The sequence below is a fragment of the Streptomyces sp. NPDC027672 genome (assembly GCF_055566335.1).
The window spans coordinates 378,068-403,738 of the sequence record NZ_JBVHSO010000004.1; the positions used below are offsets into that span (position 1 = coordinate 378,068).

A 25,671-nucleotide genomic window follows, 5' to 3' on the forward strand; every position below is an offset into this window, starting at 1 on the left:
GGCGGATCAGGAAGCCCGTCGGGCCGCTGAGATGTTCGGCCGACATTCTAGGTGAGCGGGGCGATCAAGAGGAGGCGGTTCCGCACGGACTCGGCCACGGCTGACGATGAGGGGGCGGACGACTTGATGCTCCGGCGGGGCTCGGGTGGTTACGGTACGAGGACGACCTTGCCGACCACGGTGCCGGATTCCGCCAGGCGTACCGCTTCCGCGACTTCGGTGAGCGGGATGCGGGCGGCGATCTGCGGGGCCAGGCGGCCCTCGGCGAGGAGGGCGAAGACCTGGCCCAGGTCGGTGTGCAGCCTGGCGCGGAAAGTGTCGAGCCGGCGGTGTCCGGCCCAGATGTTGTAGAAGTGGGCGCCCTTGCCGTTGGGCAGCGCGTTCCACAGCGTCAGGCGGGTGAGCAGCTTCAGGACCGGCGCCTTGGAGGAGCCCTGTACGTCGCGGGTGGAGGCGGTGCCGTAGGAGACGAGGGTGCCCTTCGCGGCGAGCAGCCGGTAGGAGGTGACGATGCCCTCGCCGCCGACGTGGTCGAACACCGCGTCGTAGCCCTGCGGCGCATGTCCGCGCAAGGTGTCCGCCAGGTCGGGGGCGCGGTAGTCGACGGGCTCGGCGCCCAGTGCCCGGACGGCGTCGTGATGCCTGGCCGAGGCCGTGCCGACGACCCGGGCCCCGGCGATCCGGGCGAGCTGGACCAGAGTGGAGCCGACACCGCCGTTCGCGCCGTGCACCAGGACCGTCTGGCCGGCGCGGACCCTCGCCAGGCGGTGCAGCATCTGCCAGGCCGTGATCCCGTTGACCACGAACGTCTCCGCGTCGGCGGAATCGACGCCCTCGGGCACCTCGGTCAGGTCGCCGGCGTCGACGGTGACATGGCTGGCCCAGCCACCCGTCTTGGTAAGGACCGCGAAGCGCCGTCCGAGCAGCCCGCCGGGCACGCCCTCCCCCGCGTCCACGGCCCGTCCGATCAGGTCGTAACCGGGGACGAACGGGAAAGGCGGCTGGTCGTAGTACTTGCCGCGCCGCATCTGCTGCTCGGCGAAGGACACCCCGGCGGCCTCCATCGCCAGCACCACCTGCCCAGGGCCGGCCGGACGCGCGGGCCGGGACCGGAGCTGAATGCCGTCCGGCTCGACCACACCGGGCAGCACCGCTTCCGTGACGGTCGTCGGGCCGGCGGGGACACGGGTGAAGGGGTTGTTCATGGCAGTCTCCTAATTGTGTGTGGTTGAACACTCACTTGTGGGGGCGAAAAAACGGGCGGCCGCCGGTACGCCGACACAGGGCCGCCCGCGGGGCGTCTTCAGTAGTGCGTGATGCCCGCTGTCAGGGTGCGGGTCCAGGGTGCCGACACGGCGTCGGCGTCGATGGAGACCAGCAGATGACAGAGCATGCCGATGGCGAAGAACTGCTGGACCTGTTCCTCGGTGCCGCCCGAGGCACTGCGGACGTACTCGACCGTGCGGGCGTACCCGGCCCGTACCGCCTCCCTGATCGCCGGTTCGGAGACGGCGGCCGCCTGGGCGTGCAGTTGGACCAGCATGAGGTCGTTGTCGCTGATCAGACGGGCGTAGGCGTCACCCATCGACGCGAGGACCGCTTCGGGGGCGGCGCTCTCGGCATCCGCCGCACCGCCTTCGAGGGCGGCGCGGACCCGGACGAAGCAGTGCTCGACGACCGCGGTGAACAGCGCCTCCTTGTTCGGGAAGAGGCGGTACACATAGGCCTGCGAGATGCCGGCGGCCTTGGCCACCTCCGTGGTGGTGGTGCCGAAGTACCCCCGGGCCGCGAAAGCCCCGATGGCCGTGCGGAGCACCGTCTCCCGGCGTTCTTCGGCTGTGGACAGTTGGCGCCGTTCCGTCTTCATGTGAGTACTCAACCACTCACTCAGGCGCCCCGTCAAGCGCGACGACAGGGGCACGCAAAAGCAGGCGCCAGGTGGGCGTGCTTGACGAGCAGTAGTGAGAGTGATTGACTACTCACATGTTGAAGACGTGGCCAGCTTGCCACCACGCTGAGACACCTCGTAAGTGAGTGAATAACCACTCCATTGCGCATCCGAAGAACACTTCTCAACCCACTCGGAGAGCTCCCGTGTTCACCTTCGCCACCGCACTCCTCACCGCCCTCCCTCTGGCCTTCGGCAGCGGAACCCCCGCGCCGGTCGGGATCGACGAGAAGGCCCCGGTCATCACCCGGGACGACATCGTCATCGACGCGCCGCTGAACCGTGTCTGGCACATCCAGACGGACGTCGGGAACTGGCCCGCCTGGCAGCCCGGGGTCAGCTCGTCGGTCAAGCAGACGCCGGGGCCGCTGCGCCCGGGCTCCTCCTGGGTGTGGTCCACCGAGGGCCTGGAGAACATCACCTCGACGGTCAAGCAGGTGCAGCCGCGGCACCGCATCGTCTGGGGCGGGCCGGCCCAGGGCATCACCGCCGTCCACGTGTGGACCTTCACCCAGGCCAGGGACGGTGTGCACGTCCACACCGAGGAGTCCTGGACCGGCGAGCCCGTCACCGCCAACACCGCCTACCTCCAGGCGGCACTGGACGCGTCACTGGACGGCTGGCTGCACCACCTCAAGCAGCGGGCCGAGAAGCAGCCCCGCCCCGAGAGCGACAGCCGCCCCTGACCGGCCTGGTCAACGGATCCGGCCGGCCTGCTCCCCCGGCCGGCCACTGCGCTCCCGGGCCGGCCACCCCGCTCCCCCGACCACCGCGCTCGCCCACAGGCGAACGCACCCGGCCCCCGGAGGCGGACGCACCCGGACCGAGGGGCTATCGCCGGTGGTCGGCGGCGGCCAGCATCCCGTACGTGGTCAGTCCGTAGCACAGGTGCGGCACCACGTCCGAGGCCCAGTCCTTCGCCGACCAGCTCTGCGGGTCGCTGATGCCCAACCGCGCCATCGGCAGGTCGGTCGCCACCATGGCCAGGGCGCCGGTGACCGCCCCGCCCAGCCACCACGGCGGCCGCAGACCCAGGCCGCGGGTGAGCGAGACCGCCACGCCGATGCCGCACCCGACGGCTATGCCCGACAGCGCGCCCAGCCCCGCCAGCCGGTTGTCCCGGGTCTCGCCCGTTCCGGGAACCGGATGTCCCGCGTCCTCGGTGATCTTGTCCACGGTCCGGGCCGGGGTCTGGCTGGAAGGTCTGCCCCGCAGCGCCATGTCGGCGTAGGTCACGGCGTTCAGTACCGTCGTTCCGGCGGCTCCCGCGGCGCCACCGCGCACTATGTTCTCCTTCATGTCCGGCCGGGTTTCCCTCGATCCGCAGCCGAATCAGGCGGACGGGTGCGGCTGTCGAGCGGCCGGAGGAGTCGGTTCCGCCGACCGCGGCCCGACGCGGCCCAGCGGCCCGGCCGCCCTGGCCTCAGCCACCGTGCGCCACCATGACCGACGGTCCGGTGGACCGCCCGACCGGAAGAGCGACGCTCGGTGGACCGCCCGACCGGGAGAAGGCGGCAGGCTCGCGTCGTAGCGGCGGGCCCCGGCTGCGCCACCGGTTCGCCGGGGCCGGCCCGGTCAGCTCCGGGGTGCGGACGGTATCCGCTCCCGGTGCGCGGGCTCCTGGCCCGCCTTGTCGACGACGCCGAGTTCCAGTTCGGCCTCGCTGGACAGCAGCGTTCCGGTCTTCCCGTACGAGGTGTCCCTGGTCAGATAGCTGCGGGAGCCGAGGAAGGAGAAGTCCTCCGCGTCGAAGACCCACTCGGTCCGGACGCCGTAGCGCGTGTCGTCACGGGCGATGCCGAGGCCCCGGCGGCCGATCGCGTCGTGGGCCTGCGGGGCCGGGGTGACGCCCGGGATCCGCGCCGCGGCCTGGTAGAGGGCGGCGGCCGTGCGCGGCGGCATCATCGCGCCGAGCAGGGACCCGATCTGCTCGAAGACCGCCTGGTCGCGTCCGCGGCTCTCGGCGTGCGGCGTCTCGGCGTACAGGTAGGCCAGCAGTGCGTCGGGGTCGGTGGGCAGCGAGCCGAGCCAGCGGTAGGTGGGCCGGCCGAGGCCGGCCGGGGTGCCGTCGGTGTCCCCGAAGTCGGCGTTGAGGGGGAAGGTCTCGCCGTCCTCCCGGATCAGTCCCAGCTTGCGCAGGGGTCCCGGCTGCTGCGCGATCCACGTCTCACGGTCCAGCAAGGGGCCGAGTACGGCCTTTCCGCTGGTGAGGTCGGCCCCGCGGGTCTTCTCCCGGGCGTAGACGAACTGGTCGTCCCGGACCGTGGGCGTGTCGCGCCGTGCCGCGGCGTCGGAGATGCGGCCCAGCAGCGCCGCCACGGGCCGCATGTCCGCGGCCGCGCGGTGCGGGGCGGTGCCGGCGGACTCGCCGTCGCCGCCGTTCAGGACGGCTCCCGCGGCCAGGGCGCAGGCCAGGGTCAGCGCGGTCGCCGGTGCCAGGAGCGCGGGCCGCAGCAGCCGGCGGGCCGGGCCGGTACGGGTCGCCCGGGTCGCCTGGTCTCGGTCGATGTGGTGCATCAGCAATTCCTTGCGCCGGAGGTGCTGCTCGTGCGGGAGGTCCCGGCCGGCCGGGGCCGGCAGCAGGCGCGCGAGCTCCTCGCGGTCGCCGTCGTGCTCCGGGGAAGTGCCGGTGGTGTGGTCGTTCATATGAGCTCCTCCCGTACGGGCAGGGCCGCGATCGCGGCCGCACTGGTCATCTCTCCGCGGCGGGCGGGTGGTTCCCGGCCTTCCTCCGCGAGGTGCGCCAGCTTCTTGCGGGCGCGCGACAGGCGGGAGCGCACCGTGCCGACGGCGATGCCCAGGGCCTCGGCCGTCTGCTGGTAGTCCAGGCCGGACCACACGCACAGGGCCAGCACCTCCCGCTCCTGGCGGCGCAGCCGGCCGAGGGCGGCCTGTACGGCGCGCAGGCGCCGTGCGTCGTCGATGCGTCCGACCGTCCGGGGCGCGAAGTCCTCCTCGGCGGGCGGCTGCGGCTGACGCGCCAGGAAGAGCTGGCGCCGGCGCAGCGCCCGGCGGGCGTTGTCCGCCTTGTGGGTGGCGATGCCCAGCAGCCAGGGCAGCAGGGAGCCGCCGTCCTCGTGCACCCGTGCGCGGGTCCGCCACGCGGTCAGGAACGTTTCGGACATGACTTCCTCGGCCGCCGACCAGTTGCCGGTCAGCCGCAGCGCGTGGTGGTACACGGCGCGGGCGAACTCCTCGTACAACTGGGCGAACGCCTCACGGTCCCCCTCGCGCACGCGTCGGCGCACCTCGTTCTCTGAGTTCCTCACGCTCACTTCTCTCCACGGCACGCACGGGGTTCCTGTGGCCTGTGTCACGCGGGTCATGGCTGCGCACGACGGGGGGACGGCCGGCCGCGCCCGGATACGGGGTACGGCTGGCCACGGCCCGGATACGGCTGGTCGCGGCCGGAGTACGGCCGTGAGCGCGGAAGGCGTCAGCCGGCCGGCGTGCCGATCTGCCGGCGTTCGAGCATGGAGCGCAGCTCGGAGACGACGTGGACGACGGCCGCGCCGGCGGGACCGTCGAGCGTCTCTCCGATCAGCTCGGCCAGTCCGTCGCCGAAGGTCTGCTCGGCCGTGCCGAGGAGCCGCGCGCCGTCGTCGGTCAGGGCCAGCAGCGAGGACCGGCGGTCGGACGGGTTCGGCTGCCGGACGAGCCAGCCCTGCTTCTCCAGACGGTCGACGCTCTTGCTGGCCGCGCCGACGCCGATGGCGAACTCGGCGGCGAGGTCCGCCACGCGGGACCCGGGATGGTCGCGCAGATGGCGCAGGGCCTCGAACTGTGACGTGACGATCCCGTGCCGTTCGCGCAGTCGGTCGTTGAGGGCGTTGTACAGACGCGTCTCGCAGCGGACCAGATCGGCGAAGAAGCCGACGAGGTCGATCACGCCACCAGAGTTCGCTTCCACAGAATTAGCTTCCACGGCATATAGTCTAGGCGAAGCCACCTACGGCAGGAGCATCGCATGAGCAAGGAACAACGGGCCCGGGTCGACGCGATGATGCGGCAGCCGCGGCCCGAGGGCCCCCGGTCGGTCGAGGACCTGCGCGCCGGGTTCACGGCGCTGATGGCCCGGATGACGGTGCCCGGCGGCATCCGCACCGCACGGACGACGCTCGGTGACCGGCCCGCCCTGCGCGTCGAGCCGGACGGCGGGCCGCGCGCCGGGACGATCCTGTACTTCCACGGCGGCGGCTGGGTGTACGGCTCCCCCGAGACCGCCCTGCCGCTGACGGGACACCTCGTGGCCGGGACCGGCTTCAGGGCCCTGTCGCCGGACTACCGGCTGGCCCCGGAGCACCCGTTCCCGGCCGCGATCGAGGACACCCTGAGCGCCTACCGCGCCCTCCTCGACAGCGGCACCGACCCCTCGGCCGTCGCGTTCGCCGGCGACTCCGCCGGCGGCGGCCTCGCCGTCACCACCTGTCTGGCCGCCCGTGACGCGGGCCTCCCGCTGCCCGCCGCCATCGTGGCGTTCTCCCCCGGTCTCGACGCCACCCGCTCGGGCGAGAGCATGAGCACCAAGGACGGCATCGACCCGGTCCTCACCCGGGCGGGCGTGGAACACACCGGGGCCATGTACCTCGCCGGGGCCGATCCCCGCCAGCCCCTGCTCAGTCCCGCCGTCCTCGCCGACCTCACCGGCTTCCCGCCGCTGCTGATCCAGGTGGGCACGAACGAGATCCTGCTGGACGACTCCACGCGCCTCGCCGCGCGTGCGCGGGCGGCCGGGGTGGACGTCATCCTGGACGTCACCGCCGACGTGCCGCACGTGTTCCAGGCGTTCACCGGCCTCCTGGACGAGGCGGAGGAGGCGCTGGACCGCGCGGTCCTCTTCCTCACCCAGCGTCTCCGCGCCGGCCGTACGACGCACACGTCGGCGGAGCGGGGACTCCCGCCACTGGCCGGTCCCGTCCGAGCGGGAGGGACCTCGCGGGCGGCCTCCGGGCAGCCCCTGGAACCGGCTGTCCAGGGCGCGGAGCGGCCCGGCGCTCCCCACTGAAGCCGGCCCGGCGAAGGAGCGGGTCCGCGGCCGTCGAGCGGCGGACGGGCCGACGGGCCAGGCCGGTGCCGCGCCCGCCCCGCCCGCTCTGCCCCGCCCGCCCCGCCCGCTCCGCCCGCTCCGCCCGCTCAAGGCGTCCCGGCCAGCCCGGTCTCATGCCGTCTCGGTTTGCTAACCTGCCCCGATGGACGAGGTGTTGGACGAGGGCCCTTTCTTTCACGGCACAAAGGCCGATCTGCGCATCGGAGATCAGCTCACCGCCGGGTTCCGTTCCAACTACCGGCCCGAGATCGTGATGAACCACATCTACTTCACCGCGTTGCGCGACGGCGCGGGGCTCGCCGCCGAACTCGCCGCCGGTGACGGGGCCCCGCGCGTGTACGTCGTCGAACCGACCGGGGAGTTCGAGAACGATCCGAACGTCACCGACCGCAAGTTCCCCGGCAATCCCACCCGCTCCTATCGCAGCCGGGAACCGCTCCGGATCGTCGGCGAGGTCACCGACTGGACGCGACAGACACCCGAAGCCCTCCAGATGTGGCGGGACCGGCTGGCCGCGATCCGTGTGGACGAGCGCGCCGAGATCATCAACTGAGGGACGTCCGGGGCGACCTGCGTCATACGACGGGTGGGCGCGGGCCGGTTCACCGGCGGCCCCGTCCGCCACCGGCCGTGCCGGCACGGCTGTTTGTGCGGGGAACGCCAGGGCACAAGCGGGTTACGGACGGCCCCTTTCCGGTGGCACCGTCGCGTGTCCCCGGACCACCGCCCAGGTCGCCGGAGCCCCGCGCCCCCGTCTTCCCGGCGGGCACGGGAGCCCGCCGACGGCTCGGAAGGCGTGCCGGTCCTCCGCACACCGGCCGAAGGTGAGAGCATCCGCGTCATGGACGACGGACACGGTGACAGGGCTCGATGGTGGGCGGCGCTGCGCCGGACCCCGGTGGCCGTCTGGAACGACGACATCACGGACTGGGCCGCCGCGCTGACCTATTACGCGGTCCTGGCCCTGTTCCCGCTGCTGCTGGTGATCGTCTCGATCCTGGGCCTGACCATGCCCACGGCCCAGCCGGAACTCATCGACCGCATAGCGCGGGCCACCCCGGTCGCGTCCCGCGCGCTGCTGCGCGACGCCCTGCGGCAGATGGCCGGGCAGTCGTCGGCGGCCTGGACACTGGTCTTCTTCGGAGGGGTGGGAGCCCTGTGGTCGGGATGCAGCTATCTGAGCGTCTTCCGGCGGGCGCTGCACGCCATGCACCAGGTCAGCGCGCACCGGCCGGTCTGGCGCACCGCTCCGCGCATCATCGCCACGGCCCTCGTCCTGATCTTCCTGCTGCTCACGTCGACCCTGGCGCTGTTCCTCACCGGGGGCCTGGCCCGGCGGCTGGGCCGGGCGCTGCAACTGGGTACCGGGCCGCAGGAGGTCTGGGACACCCTGCGCTGGCCGGTCGTGGCCGTGGTCGCCGTGATCCTGGTGCTCGTCCTGTACCGCTCGGGCCCGGCGTCCTCCCGCCCCGTCAAGAGGATGGCGGCCGGCGGCACACTGGCGGTGGCGCTCCTGCTGACCGCCTCGCTCGGCTTCGCCCTCTACACCGCCCATGTCGGCACATACCACCGTCTGTACGGTTCGCTGGCGGGCGTCGTGGTCTTCCTGGTGTGGCTGTGGCTGTCCAACCTGGCCCTGCTGGCCGGCGCCCAGTTCAACGCGGAGCTGATGAAGCCCGTACGAGGAGAGCCCGTACGAGGAGAAGGCGACGGCGCGCACGTGACCGTCGCCCGCCACGGTGAGCCGGGCTGACAGCACCGGGCAGCCGACCGGCGTACGGGCGGCTGCCGGGCCGGGGGCCGTCAGGAGGTGGCGAGCATGCCGTCGCGCAGGCGGGCCAGGAGGCGGGAGATCAGCCGGGAGACGTGCATCTGGGAGACCCCGAGCCGTTCGCCGATCTGGGCCTGCGTCAGTTCCTCCACGAACCGCCAGTGGATGATCTGGCGGTCACGTTCGTCCAGCGCGGCGATCATCGGGGCCAGGGCGTGGAAGTCCTCGACCAGGCCGAGGGCCGCGTCCTCGTCGCCGATGAAGTCCGCCAGCGCGGCCTCACCGTCCTCGCTGCCACTGATCGCCGCGTCCAGCGAGGCGGACTTGTAGCCGTTGGAGGCGAGCTGGGCCTCCACGACCTCGTCCTCCGGGAGGCACATCAGCTCGGACAGCTCTTTGGTCGACGGCGCCCGGCCCAGCCGGCTGCGCAGTTCCTCGTTGGCGCGGGCGAGCTGGACGCGGGCTTCCTGGAGCCGGCGCGGGACGTGCACGGCCCAGGAGGTGTCGCGGAAGAACCGCTTGATCTCGCCCACGATGTAGGGCACGGCGAACGACGTGAACTCGACCTCGCGGGTCAGCTCGAACCGGTCGATGGCCTTGATGAGCCCGATCATGCCGACCTGGACGATGTCCTCCATCTCCTCGGGGCCGCGGCTGCGGAACCGGCCGGCCGCGTAGCGGACGAGGGACATGTTCATCTCGATCAGCGTGTTCCGGGCGTACTGGTACTCGGGCGTACCCTCCTCCAGCACCGCGAGCTGGTCGAAGAACACCTTCGACAGCTCCCGCGCATCCTTCGGCGCGACCTTGGAAGGGTCGGCGATCTCCGGAACGTCCACCGTCTGTCCGGCGGTTCGCACGGTCGTCGTCATCATGGGTCCCTCTTCCCCGCTCGCTTCGTCGTCACCGGCCCATCGCCCGGCGAGGCGCGTCTACCCCGTTCGCCGTCCGGCATTCCTCCCTTTGCCGCCGGTTCCCTGCCGGGGCGTGGCTCAGGCGTCGATGATGACGGGGATGATGAGGGGCCTGCGGCGGTAGGTGCGGAACGCCCAGTTCGCCACGGCCCGGGAGATGAGCTGTTCGAGCTGGCGCGCGTCCCCGACGCCTTCCTCGGCCGCGGTGGCCAGGGTCTTCTCGATGACGGGGACGACCGGCTCGAAGGTGGTGTCGTCGTGGACGAAACCGCGGGCCAGGAAGTCCGGGGCCTCGGCCAGGGCACCGGTGTCCGCGTCGACGATCGCCACCACCGTGACCACGCCTTCGGCGGCCAGGGTGAGGCGGTCCTTAAGGGAGGCCTCGGTGGCGCCGCCGACTTCCATGCCGTCCACGTAGACGTTGCCGGCGGGGACCTTGCCGGTGATGGACGCGCGCCCGTCGACCAGATCGACGACGACACCGTCCTCCGCGATGACGACCCGGTCGGGATCGACGCCGGTACGGATGGCGAGGTCGCCGTTGGCCCGCAGGTGGCGCCATTCGCCGTGCACGGGCATGACGTTGCGGGGTTTGACGATGTTGTAGCAGTAGACGAGTTCGCCGGCGCTGGCGTGTCCGGACACGTGCACCTTGGCGTTGCCCTTGTGGACCACGTGGGCGCCCCACCGGGTGAGTCCGTTGATCACCCGGTAGATGGCGTTCTCGTTGCCCGGGATGAGGGAGCTGGCGAGCAGGACGGTGTCGCCCTTGCCGATGCGGATCATGTGGTCGCGGTTGGCCATCCGGGACAGCGCGGCCATCGGTTCGCCCTGGGAGCCGGTGCACACCAGAGTGATCTTGTGGTCGGGGAGCTTCTCCAGCTCCCGCGTGCTCACGACCAGACCGGACGGCACCTTCAGGTACCCCAGGTCACGGGCGATGCCCATGTTGCGCACCATCGACCGGCCGACGAAGGCGACCTTGCGGCCGTGCTGGTGGGCGGCGTCCAGGACCTGCTGGATGCGGTGCACGTGGCTGGCGAAGCTGGAGACGATGACCCGCCGCGGTGCCGTGCGCATCACCTGCTCGATCGCCGGGTTCAGCTCCCGCTCGGAGGTGGTGAAGCCGGGCACCTCGGCATTGGTGGAGTCGGTGAGGAACAGGTCCACACCCTCCTCGCCGAGGCGGGCGAAGGCGCGCAGATCGGTGATGCGGTCGTCGAGGGGGAACTGGTCCATCTTGAAGTCGCCGGTGTGCAGCACCATCCCGGCGCCGGTGCGGATCGCGACCGCGAGGCTGTCCGGGATGGAGTGGTTGACCGCCACGAACTCGCAGTCGAACGGCCCGAAGCCGCGCCGGTCGCCTTCCCGCACCCGCACCGTGCGCGGCCGGATGCCGTGTTCCTTGAGCTTGGCCTCCAGGAACGCGAGCGTCAGCTTGGAGCCGACGACGGGAATGTCGGACCGCTCGCGCAGCAGGTACGGCACGCCGCCGATGTGGTCCTCGTGGCCGTGGGTGAGGACCACGGCCACGATGTCGTCCAGCCGGTCCCGGATCGAGGTGAAGTCCGGCAGGATCACGTCGACGCCGGGCTGGGTCTCCTCGGGGAAGAGGACCCCGCAGTCGACGATGAGCAGCTTGCCGGCGTACTCGAAGACGGTCATGTTGCGGCCGATCTCACCCAGGCCGCCCAGGCCGATGACCCGCAGCCCTCCTTCGGGAAGGGGTGGTGCGGCTTTCAGCTCGGGGTGCGGATGACTCATACGGTGAACGGTACCCGCAGAGCGGGGCGGGATGATCCACTGTCTGTGCGATTGTCTGTGCGATCTCCTTGGCGAGAGGGTGAGGGGACAGTGCGGGGTCACCGCCGGGCGCCGGGCGGGGCCAGGAAACCCGTCCGCCTGAACGCGTGCAGATAGGTGTCGAGCAGGCCGGCGTCGACGGGCGGGCAGACGAGTCCGCTGCCGGCGAGTGCCGCGTCGGCGTGGTGCTGGCCGAAGGCGGGGAAGACCCCGTCGGCGTACATCTGTTCGACGGACATTCCGCTGTCACCGGTCGGTTCGGCGAACATGGCCACGTACGGGGCCATCGGGTGGTCGGGCCGGCGGGCCGTCAGGTCCGCGAGCATCTTCGTCCAGGCGTCGTAGGACAGCGTCCGGACCGGATAGCCCATGGCCACCAGGCGTTCCACCAGCAGGGGCAGGCGGGCGTCACGGGGGTTGGCGAGGTGGTAGACGCGCCCGTCGGGTTCCTGGTGGGTGATGATGTGGGTGATCGCGTCCGCCGTGTAGTCCACCGGCACCAGGTCCAGCGGCAGGTCCAGGTCCGGGGCGAGACCCGTCTCCGCGATGGTGCGGAAGAGGGCGCACATCAGGGTGCCGGTGTTCCACACCCCGCGGTCCGTGGTGCCGGCCACCTCGTGGGGCCGGTGGATGGCCACGGGCAGGCCGCGCCGTCCGGCCTCGGCGACGAGGCGTTCGGCGACCCACTTGGTCTCCGGGTAGCCCAGGGCCAGGTGGCCGGCGTGGTCGAGGGGCGTGTCCTCGTCGACGTGTCCGACGCCGGCGACACCGAAGCCGGCGAGCACGGCGAGCGTCGAGATGTAGTGGACCGGCTTGGTGACGTGCTCGCCCGCCAGCTTCAGCACGGTGCGGGTGCCGTCGACGTTCACCGGCGCGAGCGCCCGGTAGGGATAGGCGAAGTTGACCCGCGCACCGCAGTGCACGACGAGGTCGGTGTCGCGGGCCAGGCGGTCCCAGTCGCGTGCGCTCAGGCCGAACCGGGGCTGCGCCAGCTCCCCGGGGACGGGTACGACGCGGTCCATGAGCGGCTCCGGGTCCACGCCGTAGCGGCGCATCCGGGCGGCCAGGCGTCCGAGGGCCCCGGCCGGATCGCCGGCGCGGATCAGGCAGTGCACCCGTTCCACGCCGTGGCGGAGCAGCCGGTCGGTGAGGTGGACGCCCAGGAAGCCGGTGGCGCCGGTCAGCAGCACCTGCCGAGGTGCGCGACGGTTGCCGGTGGTGGGGGCGGTGTAGCGGAACTCCGGGCCGAGGCGGCTCTCGGCGGTGAAGTCGACCCCCGTGTCCCCGGGGACCTCGCGTCCCGCCAGGAGTTCCGTCACCAGCGCGGCGAAGTCCCGCAGGGTGGGGTCGGCGACCAGGCAGCGGATCATGGCGCGTCCGGAACCGCCGGGCAGCGCGAGCCGTTCTCGTGCCGCGGCGGTGATCTGGGTGGCTCGCAGGGACGTGCCGCCGAGCGAGGAGAACCGCGCGTCGCGGCCGGCCCCGTCCACCCGCAGGACCTCGCGCCACACTCCCGCGAGCACCTCCTCCACCTCCCCCCGGGCGGCGTCGTCCTCGCCGCCCGCCGGGGTGGCGGGCGGCGTCGGGGCGGCCAGCGCCCGGCGGTCGACCTTGCCGCCGGAGGTGAGCGGGAGGCTGTCCACCAGGGTGACGCGGCCGGGCACCATGTAGCTGGGCAGCCGGTCGCGTACGTGCTCGTGCAGCCGGGTCACGAGGTCGCCGTGCCGCCCCCCGGAGTCCGCCACGACAGCGGCGACCAGACGCTGTCCGGCCCCCTCTCCGACGACGTCGGCCGCCGCCTGGCGTACCCGGGGGTGCGACGACAGCACCGCCTCCACCTCGTCCAGTTCGACGCGGTAGCCGCGGAGCTTGACCTGGCGGTCGCGGCGCCCGAGGAACTCCAGCACCCCGTCCGCGCGCCAGCGCGCCAGATCGCCGGTGCGGTACAGCAGTCCGCGCACCGGTCCGGGACTCCACCGGTCCGGCATGAAGTGCTCGGCCGTCCTCCGCGGGTCGTCGAGGTACCCGAGTGCGACCCCTTCCCCGCCGACCCACAGTTCGCCCGTCTCCTGCGGGGCGGCGATCGTGCCGTCCTCGCGCACCACATAGGCGGTCGAGCCCGCGACCGGCGTCCCGATGGGCACCCGCTCGGCGCCTGCGGGAAGGCCGTCCACGCGGTACACGGTGGACAGGGAGGAGTTCTCGGTGGGGCCGTAGCCGTTGAGGAGGGCTCCGGGCCGGCCCCGCTCCAGCACCGTGCGCACCGCCCGGGTACCGAGCACGTCGCCGCCCGCGACGAGCAGGCGCAGACCGGCGAACATCCGCGGCGCGACCAGCGCGTGCTGGTGGAACAGACCGGCGCTCAGCCACATCACGCTGACCCGCCGGGCGCGCAGCACGTCCTCCAGCGCCTGGCTGTCCAGCAGGTCCGCGTCCTGCGCGAGCAGCAGGCAGGCTCCGTTCCCGAGGGTGGAGAAGATTTCGAAGCAGGAGACGTCGAAGGTCGGGTTCGTGGTCGCGAGCACGCGGTCGCCGGACCGGATGCGCAGTTCCCCCGGCCCGCGGGCCAGCCGGGTCTGCCCTCGGTGCGGGCACACCACGCCCTTGGGGGCGCCGGTCGACCCGGACGTGTAGATGACGTAGGCCGCCTGGCCCGCGTCACGCTCGCGCCACCACCGCGGATCGGCTTCGGCGGGAGCCGTGAACAGCTCGTCCGCGCGGACGGCCGTCGTCGGCTCCGGTACGTCCAGGGGCTCGTCCCCCGCGTGCACCGCCAGCCGCGCCCCGGCGTCCCGCAGGATGCGGTGCAGCCGATCGGCGGGCTGGTCCGGGTCGAGCGGCAGGTAGACGCCGCCCGCGTGCAGCACGGCCAGGATGGCGGCCACCGCCTCCGGGGACCTGCGCATCACCACGGCCACCACGTCCCCGGCGCCGGCTCCGCGGGCCCGCAGTCCGGTGGCGCCGCGCCGGACGCGCCTGTCCAGCTCCCCGTACGTCCAGGTCCCGCCGTCCCACTCGACGGCCGGGGCGTCAGGCCGGGCACGGACCTGTTCGGTGAAGAGGTGCGGGATGGTGACGTCGCCGGGACAGGTGGCGGCCACCTGGTTCCAGTCACGGGCGTGCTGGGGCAGGGCGGCGGGAGCGGGAGCGGGGGTGTTCCGTGTCGTCACGACGGCTCCTTGATCGGTACGGGGGGCGGGGGCGGGGCGGGTGCCGCCCCGCGTCGCCCTGGCCGGGAAGCGGGGCGGTGCCACCCCGCGTCGCCTTCGCCAGGAAGGTGACGCGGGGAAGGCGACGCGGGGCAGCGGGGAAAGCGCGGGCCGGGCGCCGGCGGAGGGGACCCCTAGGGGGCTCGCCTCTCGGCCACGACGCTGTGCACGGACGCCTCCCGGCGCAGCAGGGCGACGGCGAGGGCCGTGGCCATGTCCCTGATCGCTTCGAGCGGCGGGCTCGCCCCCTGGGGGAAGTGCACGTCGATGTTGCTCTTCAGTTCCAGGACCCAGCGGGCCGCGTCCTGAGGTGAGGGAAGGATGCGTTCGTCCCGGATCAGGAACCCGGCGTCGCGCAGGACACCGGTGAGGTATCCCAGCGACTTGCGGTGTTCCAGGGCGAGGTGGTCCGCGTCGTGGGCCGGTGGCGGCGCGGCGGCCAGGAACTCCTCGCTGTAGACCGTCTCCGAGACGACCAGCAGCCCTCCCGGCCGCATGCGCCGGGCCAGTGCCGCGGCCGCGCTCTCGTACACCTCCGGCGGGAAGTGCGTGATGGCGCCCCGGGCCACCACCAGGTCGTAGGGCTGGTCGCGGTCGGGCAGTTCGGCGATGTCGGCGGCGTCGCAGAGGTAGAAGCGGACGCGGTCCGTGCCGCCTGTCTGCCCGGCGCAGTAGGCGAGCTGCTCGGCACTGATGTTGATGCCGTCGAGCCGCGGGCAGTCCGGGAAGACGTCCGCCAGGTGGAGCAGCGTCGCGCCCCAGCCGCAGCCCACGTCCAGGATCCGCCGGGGAGCGGGCTGCCCGGACAGGAAGCCGGCGGCTACGGCGAGTTGCCGCTCCAGGTAGCGGTGTCCGGCCTCGTCCAGGGACACGGGGCGGGGCGAGTCCGGGTGGTCGAAGACGCCCCACTGGAAGTGCAACCGCTCGCCGAGGACCTTCCGCCAGTCACCGGGGGCGTCCTCGTAGGCCCGGACGACGTGCTCGCGGAAGGGGTCGGCGTGGCGGCTGGGGAGCACCTCGTAGGCCGGACCGCTGACACCGTTCATCGTGTTCGCTCCCTTCGGGCGGGGGTGTGGGGTTCGGCCGGCCGGCTCACCACGCGGCGCCGGCCGGCTTCTCGTCGGCGGTGGCCCGCCACACCTCCAGCAGGGAGCCCGCGACACGGCGGCCGTGGAACAGCGCCTCCTGCGGGTCGTCGCCGCGGTCGAGACCGTCCTGGACGACGGCCAGGGCGAGTTCGTTCAGCGCGTCGTCGCCCGGGTCGTCGTAGTAGTCGAGGAACGGCCGCGGGACCGGGGCGTCCGCGTCGCGCAGCCGCCGTGCGACCGCGGTGGCGCCGGCGTAGTAGACCTGCATGTCGGTGTGGGTCGCCAGGGCCGCCGCCGCCTGGCTCGCGCACATCGCGGTCCAGGAGACGGTGCCGTGGAAGGAGTAGGCGCCGAAGTCCGTCGAACGGCGTTGCAGGTCCGCCCCGTTCATGCCGAGGGCGTCGGCGACGCGCAGCAGTTTGGGGGTCGCCTCGTGGACGATGCGCCCCAGGGTCACCCAGAGTTCGGCGGCGGGCGCGGCGGGGAACCGGGTCAGCAGCGTGCCGTACGCGACGAGTTCGACCGCGTGGGCCTGGTACTCCAGCGCGACCAGGCGGCGCAGTGGTGCGAGGGCGCCGGGTCCCGTCAGGGGTGCCAGCGTGAGCGGGCTCCCGGGTTCCGTTCCGGCGACGGCCCGGCGGACGCCGTCGGCCAGGGACTTGGCGTCGTCGTAACCATGCGAGGTCATGTGAGGCCCTTCTTGTCGTGTCTTGTCGTGTCTTGCCGTGTCGTGTCGTAGCCGCGCCGGCCGGCACTGCGCACAGCGCGGGTGAGGGAACGGGCGGGCGACCAGGGGGCGGGAGTGCCGCCCGGGTCCGGTGGCGGGAGGTAGCCGGTCGCCCGCAGGCGGCCGAGGTAGAGGTCGACCAGCCGGTCGTCCACCGGCGGGCACGCCGGACCGGCGGTGGCCGGCGGGTGGCCGGCGCCGGTGCGGCCGGGGTGGGGGCGGGCGGCGAAGTACGCCTGCGCGAGGGTGGTGCCGGTGTCCGGCAGGGGCGCGGTGAACAGCGGGAGGTAGGGGGCCATCGGGTGCCGGGGGTCGGCCTTCGTCGCCCGGCCGACCGCCTCCGCCCATTCCGGGTACGGGACGGTGCGCACGTCGTAGCGCATGGCTCGCAACCGGTCTACCAGGAGCGGCAGTTGGCCCGCGCGGGGATTGGCGATGTGATGGGGGCGGCCGTCGGGCCCGGCGTCGGTGATCGTGCGGACGATCCGCTCGGCCGTGTAGTCCACGGGTACGAGGTCGAGCGCCAGGGGTGTGCGGGGGGCCGTGCCGGACTCCGCGATCGTGCGGAACAGCGCGCACATCAGGGTGTCGGTGTTCCATATCCCGCGGTCGCGGGTGCCGGCGATCTGTGCGGGACGGTGGACGGTGCCGGGGAGACCTTGCCGTACGGCGTCGCGGACCAGTTCCTCGGCGACCCACTTGGTCTGCAGGTAGCCGAGCGGGAGCGGACCGGGACGGCTCTGCGCCGCGTGCCCCGTGGTGCGGCGGACCCCGGCGGGCCCGGAACCGGCGTCGGTCCCCAGGGCGGAGATGTGGTGCACGGGCTTGAGCCGGTCCGCGGTGGCCAGCTCGACGACCGTGCGGGTGCCGCCGACGTTGACCGGCGCCAGTGCCTCGTAGGGGTAGGCGAGGTTGACGAGTGCGCCGCAGTGCACGATGAGGTCGCACCCTGCCGCCAGCCGGTCCCAGGCGGCCTTGTCGAGTCCGAACCGTTCGGCGGACAGGTCTCCCGGGATCACGGTCACCCGGTCGTCCGGACATCGTGGATCGACTCCGAACCGCCGCATGCGGGCCGCGACGCGTGCGGCGCCGCGTGCCGGGTCCGGGGTGCGGGTGAGGCAGTACACGCGCTCCGCGCCGGCCCGGAGGAGGCGGTCGACGAGGTGGACGCCGAGGAAGCCGCCGGCCCCGGTGACGAAGACCCGGCCCAAGGCGCCCGCCCGCGGTCGCGGACCGGCGAACGACGGCGTCGGCCGCAGTCGCGCCTCGGCACGCGGATCCGGCGTCCCGCCCGGGGCGGGCGCCGCGCCTCGCGCGGCGAGAGCGCGGATCCGCTCGGTGAAGGCCGCGAGCGTCCGGGCGCCGAGCAGCTCGCGGACGAGCGCGCTGCCGTGCTCCGGGCCGAGGCCGAAACCGTGCCGGACGGCCGTGGCGGCCTGCGCGGCCGTCAGCGAGGTGCCTCCGAGGACGAAGAAGTCGTCGTCCCGCGCCACGGCGTCCGTGCCGAGGAGGTCGCACCAGATCCGTGCGACGGCGGTCTCGTCCGCGTCTTCCGGGGCGCGGCGCCCGGGGGATGCGTCCTCGGGCCGGTCCAGCCGGGCCAGGAGACGGGCACGGTCCGCCTTGCCGCTCGTCGTCAGGGGGAGTTCCAAGACGCAGACGACTCTGCTGGGCACCATGTGCGCCGGAAGACGGTCCCGGACGTGGTCGGACAGGCGGGTGACGAGTGTGGCGGCGTCCGTGCGGGGCGAGCGGACCACGACCGCGCCGAGGTGCTTCCCCGGTCCTTCGCCCAGCACGCCGACGGCGGCCTCGCGCACCCCGGGATGGCTGGACAGGACGGCCTCGACCTCGTCCAGCTCCACCCTGAAGCCGCGCAGTTTCACCTGCCGGTCCCTGCGGCCCAGGAACTCCAGTACGCCGTCGGCACGTCGCCGTACCATGTCGCCCGTCCGGTAGAGCCGGGCTTGCGCGTCGTCGCCGAAGGGGTCGGGGAGGAAGCGCTCCGCGGTCCGCTGCGGATCGTTGAGGTAGCCGAGCGCCACGCCGTCCCCGCCCAGCCAGAGTTCCCCCTCCTCTCCCGCCCCGGCGGGGGTGCCGTCCGGGCGGAGCACGTGGACGGTGGTGGCGGGGACCGGTGTGCCGATGGGGACGAGTTCGGCGTGCTCGGGCAGCTCGCGCACCACGTGGGAGGTGCTGATGACGGTGTTCTCCGTCGGCCCGTAGCCGTTGACCAGGGTGCCCGGCGGGCCCTGGGCCAGCACGGCGCGGACGGCGCCGGGGCCGACCGAGTCGCCCCCCACCATCAGGCAGCGCAGACCGGCGAACATGTGGGGTGCCGCCTGCGCGTGCACGTGGAACAGTCCCGCGCTCAGCCACAGGGTGGTGATGCGGTGCTGCCGGAGGCGCCGGGCCAGCGTCCCGGTGTCGAGCAGGTCCTCCGGTTCCGGCAGGACCAGGCAGGCTCCGTTGAGCAGGGTGCAGAAGATCTCATAGCAGGAGACGTCGAACGTCGGGTTCGCCGTGGCGAGCAGGCGGTCGCCGGGCCGCGGGACCGCCGGGTGGTCCGCGGTGACGAAGCGGACCAGGCCCCGGTGGGAGCACAGCACTCCCTTGGGCGTGCCCGTCGAGCCGGACGTGTAGACGAGGTACGCGGCGTCGGTCGCCGTGCGCCCCGCGGACCGCGGCCGTTCCCGCCGTAGGACCTCGCCGTCCTCCAGGTCGGCCTTCCCGTCTTCCAGGTCGTCGGTGGTGACGCGGAGGAGGGGCGGCAGGGAGGGGTGGGCGGGGGTGTCCGGTGCGGTCACGAGGCAGGCGGGCGAGGCGTCCCCGAGCATCGTGGCGAGCCGCCGGGCGGGGGTGCGGGGATCGAGCGGGAGGTAGACGGCGCCCGCCTCCAGGACGGCGAGCGCGGTCACCACCCACTGCGGGGAGGACTCCAGCAGCACGGCCACGATGTCGCCGGCGGCCACACCGCGGGCCCGCAGGCCCGCCGCGGCGCACCGCACCCGGTCGTGCAGTTCCCGGAACGTCCAGTGGCCGTCGCTCCACACCAGCGCGGCGGTGTCCGGTGACCGCACGGCCTGTGCGGTGAAGAGGTCGGGAAGGAGGGCGTCGCGCGGGTAGTCGGTGCCCGTGTCCGCGGGTGTCTCGCCGCGGCCGGGCGGCCGGGGTGCCGTAGACGGCATGACCGGTCCTTTCGTGCGGAACCTGCTCGGTGTCGGGGAGGGGTGCCACGGTCAGCCGGTGAGGACGACCTTCCCGTCGCGCCCGGACCGCCGCGCTTCCTCGACGGCGGCGGGGAAGTCGGCGAGGTCGTGGCGTGCCGCGACGTCCAGACCGGGCAGACCGCGGGCGAGGGCGTCCCCGACCTCCCGGGTGAGACGGCCGAGTGCCTGCTCGTCCAGGCGGTCCACACTCGTGGGCAGCCAGAAGCCGCACACGCGCACCTGGTGGAAGACCAGGTCGTCGGGGCTCACCGGGAGCGGGTCGCCGGACAGCATGCCGTAGGAGACGAACCGGCCTCCCGGGCGGAGACAGCGGAGCGCGGCGCCGCCCAGGTCCCCGCCCACCGCGTCCAGTACGGCGTCCACCCGCTGCCGCCCGGCGACGTCCGCCACCGCGGCGGCCAGTGCGCCGGCGGAGCCGGTCAGCACCGGTTCCGCGCCCGAACGCGCCAGCTCCCGCGCCTGCCCGGGGCGTCTGACGACGGGCAGGCAACGGATTCCACGCTCACGGGCCAGATGGATCATCATGCGGCTCACGGCCGACCCGCCCGCGGTGAGGAGCAGGAGGTCACCCGGGCCGAGGGCCACCTCGCGGACCAGCAGCACGGCGGTGAACGGGTTCACCGTGAACTGGCAGGCGGCCTCCGTGGGAAGGCCGTCCGCGACCGGCACCACGGCGTCGGCCGGGACACAGACGTGCTCCTGCCACGTCCCGGTGGCGGAGACGGCCACGCGCGTGCCGGGCGCCGGACCCGTGGTGCCCGGTCCGAGGGCGTCCACGGTGCCCGCCCCCTCGAAGCCGGCGACCGCCCAGCCGCCGCCCCCGGCACCGGCGTCCGTCCGCACGGTGAAAGCGGCCTCGCGGCCGTACGCGCCCTGGACGAACAGGAGGTCCGACGGATTGACGGGGCGTGCGGCCAGACGCACCCGCACCCGGCCCGGGCCGGGCTCGGGCCGCGGCAACTGTACGAGACGGAGCACGCGGGCGGGATCGCCGTACCCCTGGAAGACCAGCGCGCGCACGGTCAGTCCCTGCCGGCGCTCAGACAGCGGCCCATGGCCTGGCTGAGCGAGCCGACCGTCTCGCGGCCGCTGTGCACCACCTTGTTCACGAGCACGTGGGTGGCGTCGCCGTCCCGCAACGCGTCGGCCAGTTGCTCCGCCGAGCCCGCGCCGCCGGAGGCGACGACCGGGAGCCGGGAGGCGCGGGATACGGCCCGGGTCAGGTCCAGGTCGTAGCCGATGCCCGTGCCTTCGCGGTCCACGTTGTTGGCGAGCAGCGCCCGGACGCGCAGGTCCCCGAACCGCCGGGCCACCTCCAGGGCGTCCAGCGCCGTACGGGTCGCGCCGCCGTCGACCAGGGTGTGCCACCCCTGTTGCCGGTCGCCCGAGCAGTTGACGACGCCGAGCAGCCGTGCGGCACCGAGCAGGCGGACCGTGTCGGCGACGCGGTCGGGCTGCCGGACCATGCTCGTGCTGACCGACAGCGCGTCGGCGCCCGCGGACAGCACCTCCGTACAGGTCTCGGCCGGGGGCAGCACGCCGTGCTGGACGGAGACGAGCAACTCCAGGCCGGTCTTCTTGAGTTCGCGCAACAGGTCGGACAGGTAACCGGCCTCGGGCCAGGGGTCGACGACGTCCAGGAACAGTTGTCCGGCGCCGTCCTGTGCGTAGCCGGCGGCGATGCCGGCCACGTCGAGGGGGTCGGCCAGGCCCGGGATCCCGGACGGGCTGGTCGCCACCCCGTCGCACACGTCGATGCAGGGAATCACCCGCCGGGCCAGCCGGGCCGGGGACATGCCGGTGGTGGTGTCGTATCGCATGGATCATCCGCCTTGGAGGTAGTGCCGCAGCCGCCGGACGCGTGCGCTGCGGGGTGCGAGGTGGTGTGCCACGGCCAGAGCCGACGTCATGGCCGCTTCCTGTGTCTCCACCGGTGTCGTGCAGTGCCCGAGGAAGAAGAGGCGCTGCCCCTCCCCCACCGCGCCCAGCGTCTGCCGCGCGAGGCTCGCCCGCGGGGTGGGCAGCGTGGCCCGGAACGAGGAGCGGGCCAGTTCCGCGCGGGGCCGCCCGGAGCGGTGGTCGAGCTGGCTGACGAACAGGTCGAGGCCGAGCGAGGGTCCGTACCAGGTCGTCGTCTCGCTCCGGTTCCCGTCCAGGGTGGTGTTGGCGGTGGACCACAGGCTCCGGTCCCCGGGCATCCCGTAGGGGTCCCGGTGCAGTACGTAGGTCACGTCCCGGTACTCGACGGCCGCCAGAGCGGCTCGCCAGGCGTCCGCTCCGGCCAGCCCGTCGATCACCGCCCCGGCGCGGTCCGCCGGGAGGGCCAGGGCGACCGCGTCCACCCGGTCGACGGCGCCGGTGTCCTGCACGAGCGCGAAACCGTCCGCTTCCCGGCGCACGGCGCGCAGGCCGGTGCCCAGCCGCACGGTGGCCGAGCGCGCGCCGGCGGCGAGTCTCTGGACGAGGGCACCGGTGCCCGACCGGAGGTAGGTCGTGCGGGCGGTCCGGTCCGGCCGGGTGAACGTCGCGCCGACCGCCCGCGCCGACAGGCCGCGCGCCTCCCCCAGCGTGACGCCGTGGAGGGATGCCGGCAGTGCGCACAGCAGGCGCTCCGCCGGGGACGGTTGCAGGTTCCATGCGTCGAGGACGTCGCCGAGCGTGACCTCCCAGGACAGCCCCTCGGTCTCCCACCGGGACGACTCCTCGGCGAACCGGACCACGGCCTCGTGCACGGGGCCTTCGGCCGTGACCTGCCGCGTGGCGCCGGCGGGCTCCGCGGGGGAGACGTGCCGTGCCGGGCCGGCGGGCTCCGCGGGGGAGACGCACAGAGCGGCACCTCCCTGGTGCTCGAACACCGTGCGGGAGGCGGTGACGGGTACGAGGTCCTCCCCCGGCAGTCCGGCCATGGCCGCGATATGCCGCCAGACCGGGGAGACCTCGGCCGGTGTCTCCCTGACACCGAGGTCTACGACATGAGTGCGGCCGTCGGCCGTCGTCAGGACGGAGTCGGCGTTGCCGCCCAGCCGCGGGCGTTCCTCCAGGAGCAGGACCTCGTGGCTCCCGTCGAGCAGCCAGGCCAGCGTCAGGCCGGCGATACCGCCGCCGGCTATGCCCAGGCGCACGGTCGCGTCACCTCAGCCGGTCGCGCGGGTCCGCGCCCGGACGGACGGCACCGAGCCCCGGCCCGAGCGCGCGGAGGGCGAATTCCGGCCCGGTGAACGCGTCATCCGCCGCGCGATCCGGGAAACGGGCGGGGAGTACGGGACGGAAAACGGTCTGACGTGTGGTCAACCGGGCGACAGCACACGCGGGGTCGCTATTCAATGACCTCTCCTTTGCGATAACCGAGGCACGTGGAGACGTGTGCCCGGGCCCGGAACGCGAAAACGATCCGCATGCCGGTACCTTCGATACGGCACCCTGCCCTTTGGTACCTGTCGGCTGGAAGCAGGCGACACATTCCGAGGATTCGTCAAGCCGACGGATCGGGGCGGGAGTGCGCGGGCGGGACGCGAGTACGGCAGGCGGAGAAACCGACGGGATACCGGACGGGCGCCACCGTCGAAAAGAAGGGAACAATAGCCATGCCGCCACCAGCACTGCCCGGACCTTCCGCACCCGTCCCCCGTCACAGCCTCTATGCCGAGGAGCTGCACCGTGCCCAGCGAGGAAGAAGCCTGCCGTCAGGAGATCGCCCGCAGCCTGCGGCAACTGCTCACGGATCTCGACATGATCACCCGTCTTCTGCGCACACTGGTGGACGCCCAGCAGTTCCCGTCCGGTCCGCCGGACCACTCGGTGACGGTGCGCGAGGTCCGGGCTCACTCCGGGAAAACGGCGGGGGCTCCGCTCGGGGAAAGAGCGAAGTCGCTCACGGATCGGGAGAACGAAGTATTCCGGTTACTGCTGACCGGAATGACGAACCGGCAGATAGGACGCAGCCTCGGCATAGCCGAGCGCACCGTCAAGAACAACCTGCACTCGATCTACCGCAAACTCGGAGTGGCGGGCCGGACCGAAGCGGTATCGAAATACCTCGGCTCCTCCGGCCGACCGGGCACCGGTTCCGCGGAGGCGAGCCACGGGTGAAGTCTTTGGATCACGTGAGGGCGCGGACGGGCCTTATTCGTTTATCGGGGTGGTGAAATCTTTTCCACGGCGCCGTCACGTGGAATTCAGGCGCTTGTTTCACCGGCGTACCACACAGCACGCGCCCTGGACGAGGGTCGTCCAGGGCGCGTGACGCGTCATCGCGGTCGGGTCGGAGCGGGCGGTCCGGCCGGCCGGCTCGCGGGGGTGGTCTGCAGGTGCCGGGCGGGGGCGGCGTCCGCCGGGGTGGCGAGGCCCGTTGTGGCGCCGAGGCCGTGCCGGGCATACGCCCGGTGTCTGTGTATGGGGGCTCTCCTGAACGTCTTCGCGCCGCGCCGGCGCAGGAGGTGAGGTGACGGTGCGGCCAGGCGTGTGCCGTGGGCGCCGGTTTCCGCGCCGGTCGTCAGGCGTGCGGGACGGCGTTTCCGGCGGCGGTGCCGGAGCCGGCCGGCCGCATCGCTCCGCGCCCCGGACGGGCGGCGGTGCGCCTGCACACCGGGCGGCCGAAGCGCCGCGCGGGAGCGCCGCGGACACCTCGGCGGGGTTCGGGGTGCGGCCGAGCCCGGAAGCGGCTGCACCGCGGGCGCGACCGGCCCGGGCCACGTAGAAGCAGGCCCGGCGGCGGTGGGGCCGGGCGTGCCACGGCCGGGGCCGGCTCCCGGAGCACCGTGGCCGCGAGAGCAGGCCCGGCGGCGGTGGGGCCGGGCGTGCCACGGCCAGGGCCGGTCCCTGGAGCACCGTGGTCGCGAAAGCAGGCGCGGCGGCGGACGCGGGGGCCGGTGGCGCGGAATCCGCGACCGGTGGCCGCCCGGGGTGTTCAGCCCGCCCGACCGGTGGCCGTCCCGGGGTGTTCAGCCCGCCGGAACCGCGTCCGCCGGGTTCGTGTGCCAGTTCGTCACGACCGGCTGGTCCACGACGATGTTCCCCACGGACAGCGAGACGGGGTGCGGGTCGGCGTCGCTGACGGACACGATGACGGTGCTGTACTCGGTGCCGCCGTCGCTGTTCGTGGTCTTCGGGTTGACGCCGGCGTAGAGCGTGGTGCCGCCGCTCAGGGTGATCTCGCCGCCCGCGGACTGCTCGGCGGGGTGGGCCTCCGTACCCCCGGAGCCGAAGGCGACGACCGGCAGCCCGCCGGGCAGCACACAGGTGATGCCGGGCTTCGCGCTGACGCTGATCCGGAGGTAGCCGCCGGCCTGGGTCATCGACTTCGCCGCCCAGCGCAGGTCGTTGGAGCCGCAGCTCTGCCCGTAGCCGGTCTTGTCGGCGGCACCGCCGCCGTCGGGCGTCTGGGCCGCGTCCGTGCCCGTGCTCTTGCCGCCACCGCCGCTGCCACCGCCGCTGCGGGCCGTGCCCGCCGTGCCGGCGGTCGACGGGCTCTCCTGGCCGCTGCCCGCACCGCCCGTCCCGGTGGCGCCGGACGACGGCTGGGAGGAGGAAGAGGACGTCGCCGTCGAACTGGCGGTGGACTGCGCCGAGTCGTCGCCGGTGGCGCCGGAGTCGTCCTGGCAGGCCGACAGGAACAGCCCGGCGCCGAGGACGGCGGAGACGGCGAAGGCGGCGCGGAAGCGGTGGTTCATGAGGGGTCCTCTCGATCTGCGGGCACCTGGCGGCGCCCTGGGTGACTGCCTCGTCCGATCAGCACAACGGGAGCGCCCAGGGATCAGTTCGATGCGGTGGCGCCTTCAGGACGGCTCCGGCACACGGCTGTTACAGAACACACCCGAACCTGGGCGATTACCGCTGGTTTGCCCATGGTTGGGCCTGGTGTGGGGTGGCTGCGCGAACGGCCGGTGAGGCCACGGGACTCATCAGGGTGTGCCGCATCCGGTTCCCTCCGCGCGG

Annotated in this window: 21 protein-coding genes; 5 read left to right on the plus strand and 16 right to left on the minus strand. The window is 73.2% G+C overall.

The window, feature by feature from the left end:
* Nucleotides 1-149: 149 nt before the first annotated feature.
* Both ACZ4SV_RS12765 and ACZ4SV_RS12770 read right to left on the minus strand, forming a co-directional pair.
* A complete protein-coding gene (locus ACZ4SV_RS12765; protein WP_468003847.1) occupies nt 150-1,205 on the minus strand; it encodes a medium chain dehydrogenase/reductase family protein in 1,056 nt (351 codons plus the stop codon).
* 98 nt (nt 1,206-1,303) lie between these two features.
* Nucleotides 1,304-1,867 carry a TetR/AcrR family transcriptional regulator gene (locus ACZ4SV_RS12770; protein WP_365872764.1) on the minus strand — a complete coding sequence of 188 codons (564 nt, stop codon included), beginning with the start codon at nt 1,865-1,867 and terminating at the stop codon, nt 1,304-1,306.
* Between the two features lie 227 nt (nt 1,868-2,094).
* Here ACZ4SV_RS12770 and ACZ4SV_RS12775 point away from each other — a divergent pair, with 227 nt between their 5' ends.
* Complete coding sequence (locus ACZ4SV_RS12775; RefSeq protein ID WP_468003850.1) at nt 2,095-2,634, plus strand: SRPBCC family protein; 540 nt, start codon at nt 2,095-2,097, stop codon at nt 2,632-2,634.
* 145 nt (nt 2,635-2,779) lie between these two features.
* On the opposite strand, the gene ACZ4SV_RS12780 is transcribed toward ACZ4SV_RS12775, so the two are convergent.
* From ACZ4SV_RS12780 to ACZ4SV_RS12795, 4 genes are all read right to left on the minus strand, one after another.
* Nucleotides 2,780-3,247 carry a hypothetical protein gene (locus ACZ4SV_RS12780; protein WP_468003852.1) on the minus strand — a complete coding sequence of 156 codons (468 nt, stop codon included), beginning with the start codon at nt 3,245-3,247 and terminating at the stop codon, nt 2,780-2,782.
* 276 nt (nt 3,248-3,523) lie between these two features.
* A complete protein-coding gene (locus ACZ4SV_RS12785; protein ID WP_468003854.1) occupies nt 3,524-4,594 on the minus strand; it encodes a CU044_5270 family protein in 1,071 nt (356 codons plus the stop codon).
* On the minus strand, nt 4,591-5,196 hold the full coding sequence (locus ACZ4SV_RS12790; RefSeq protein ID WP_365872804.1) for an RNA polymerase sigma factor: 606 nt from the start codon (nt 5,194-5,196) through the stop codon (nt 4,591-4,593). Before ACZ4SV_RS12790 ends, ACZ4SV_RS12785 begins: the two co-directional genes overlap by 4 nt.
* 188 nt (nt 5,197-5,384) lie before the next feature.
* Entirely contained in the window at nt 5,385-5,837 is a 453-nt protein-coding gene (locus ACZ4SV_RS12795) for a MarR family winged helix-turn-helix transcriptional regulator (RefSeq protein ID WP_468003856.1), read from the minus strand.
* Nucleotides 5,838-5,915: 78 nt separating this feature from the next.
* On the opposite strand from ACZ4SV_RS12795, the gene ACZ4SV_RS12800 reads away from it, so the two are divergent.
* The 3 genes from ACZ4SV_RS12800 to ACZ4SV_RS12810 all read left to right on the plus strand — a co-directional run bounded on the left by ACZ4SV_RS12800 (nt 5,916) and on the right by ACZ4SV_RS12810 (nt 8,748).
* Nucleotides 5,916-6,953: an alpha/beta hydrolase gene (locus tag ACZ4SV_RS12800; RefSeq protein WP_468003858.1), complete on the plus strand. Its 1,038-nt coding sequence runs from the start codon at nt 5,916-5,918 to the stop codon at nt 6,951-6,953.
* Nucleotides 6,954-7,137: 184 nt separating this feature from the next.
* Nucleotides 7,138-7,548 carry an NAD(+)--rifampin ADP-ribosyltransferase gene (gene arr / locus ACZ4SV_RS12805; protein ID WP_468003860.1) on the plus strand — a complete coding sequence of 137 codons (411 nt, stop codon included), beginning with the start codon at nt 7,138-7,140 and terminating at the stop codon, nt 7,546-7,548.
* 288 nt (nt 7,549-7,836) lie between these two features.
* The gene (locus ACZ4SV_RS12810) at nt 7,837-8,748 is read left to right on the plus strand and encodes a YihY/virulence factor BrkB family protein (RefSeq protein WP_468003862.1); all 912 of its coding nucleotides are present in this window, start codon (nt 7,837-7,839) and stop codon (nt 8,746-8,748) included.
* A gap of 50 nt (nt 8,749-8,798) precedes the next feature.
* On the opposite strand, the gene ACZ4SV_RS12815 is transcribed toward ACZ4SV_RS12810, so the two are convergent.
* From ACZ4SV_RS12815 to ACZ4SV_RS12855, 9 genes are all read right to left on the minus strand, one after another.
* Nucleotides 8,799-9,641, minus strand: coding sequence for an RNA polymerase sigma factor SigF (locus ACZ4SV_RS12815; RefSeq protein ID WP_365872750.1), 843 nt, complete (start codon nt 9,639-9,641; stop codon nt 8,799-8,801).
* 117 nt (nt 9,642-9,758) lie between these two features.
* The gene (locus tag ACZ4SV_RS12820) at nt 9,759-11,444 is read right to left on the minus strand and encodes a ribonuclease J (RefSeq protein WP_365872747.1); all 1,686 of its coding nucleotides are present in this window, start codon (nt 11,442-11,444) and stop codon (nt 9,759-9,761) included.
* 98 nt (nt 11,445-11,542) lie between these two features.
* A complete protein-coding gene (locus ACZ4SV_RS12825; protein ID WP_468003864.1) occupies nt 11,543-14,653 on the minus strand; it encodes an amino acid adenylation domain-containing protein in 3,111 nt (1,036 codons plus the stop codon).
* Nucleotides 14,654-14,826: 173 nt separating this feature from the next.
* Nucleotides 14,827-15,738: an SAM-dependent methyltransferase gene (locus tag ACZ4SV_RS12830; RefSeq protein ID WP_468003866.1), complete on the minus strand. Its 912-nt coding sequence runs from the start codon at nt 15,736-15,738 to the stop codon at nt 14,827-14,829.
* A 46-nt stretch (nt 15,739-15,784) separates the two neighbouring features.
* Nucleotides 15,785-16,468: a hypothetical protein gene (locus ACZ4SV_RS12835; protein ID WP_365873639.1), complete on the minus strand. Its 684-nt coding sequence runs from the start codon at nt 16,466-16,468 to the stop codon at nt 15,785-15,787.
* Complete coding sequence (locus ACZ4SV_RS12840; protein ID WP_468003868.1) at nt 16,465-19,695, minus strand: amino acid adenylation domain-containing protein; 3,231 nt, start codon at nt 19,693-19,695, stop codon at nt 16,465-16,467. Before ACZ4SV_RS12840 ends, ACZ4SV_RS12835 begins: the two co-directional genes overlap by 4 nt.
* Nucleotides 19,696-19,746: 51 nt before the next feature.
* On the minus strand, nt 19,747-20,757 hold the full coding sequence (locus ACZ4SV_RS12845) for a zinc-dependent alcohol dehydrogenase family protein (RefSeq protein ID WP_468003870.1): 1,011 nt from the start codon (nt 20,755-20,757) through the stop codon (nt 19,747-19,749).
* Nucleotides 20,758-20,759: 2 nt separating this feature from the next.
* Nucleotides 20,760-21,557, minus strand: a complete 798-nt coding sequence (locus ACZ4SV_RS12850; protein ID WP_468003872.1) for a HisA/HisF-related TIM barrel protein — start codon at nt 21,555-21,557, stop codon at nt 20,760-20,762.
* 3 nt (nt 21,558-21,560) lie between these two features.
* Nucleotides 21,561-22,859, minus strand: coding sequence for an FAD-dependent oxidoreductase (locus ACZ4SV_RS12855; RefSeq protein WP_468003874.1), 1,299 nt, complete (start codon nt 22,857-22,859; stop codon nt 21,561-21,563).
* A 535-nt stretch (nt 22,860-23,394) separates the two neighbouring features.
* On the opposite strand from ACZ4SV_RS12855, the gene ACZ4SV_RS12860 reads away from it, so the two are divergent.
* Nucleotides 23,395-23,826: a helix-turn-helix domain-containing protein gene (locus ACZ4SV_RS12860; protein WP_468003876.1), complete on the plus strand. Its 432-nt coding sequence runs from the start codon at nt 23,395-23,397 to the stop codon at nt 23,824-23,826.
* An 851-nt stretch (nt 23,827-24,677) separates the two neighbouring features.
* Here ACZ4SV_RS12860 and ACZ4SV_RS12865 read toward each other — a convergent pair.
* Entirely contained in the window at nt 24,678-25,406 is a 729-nt protein-coding gene (locus tag ACZ4SV_RS12865; protein ID WP_468003878.1) for a DUF4232 domain-containing protein, read from the minus strand.
* Nucleotides 25,407-25,671: the final 265 nt, after the last annotated feature.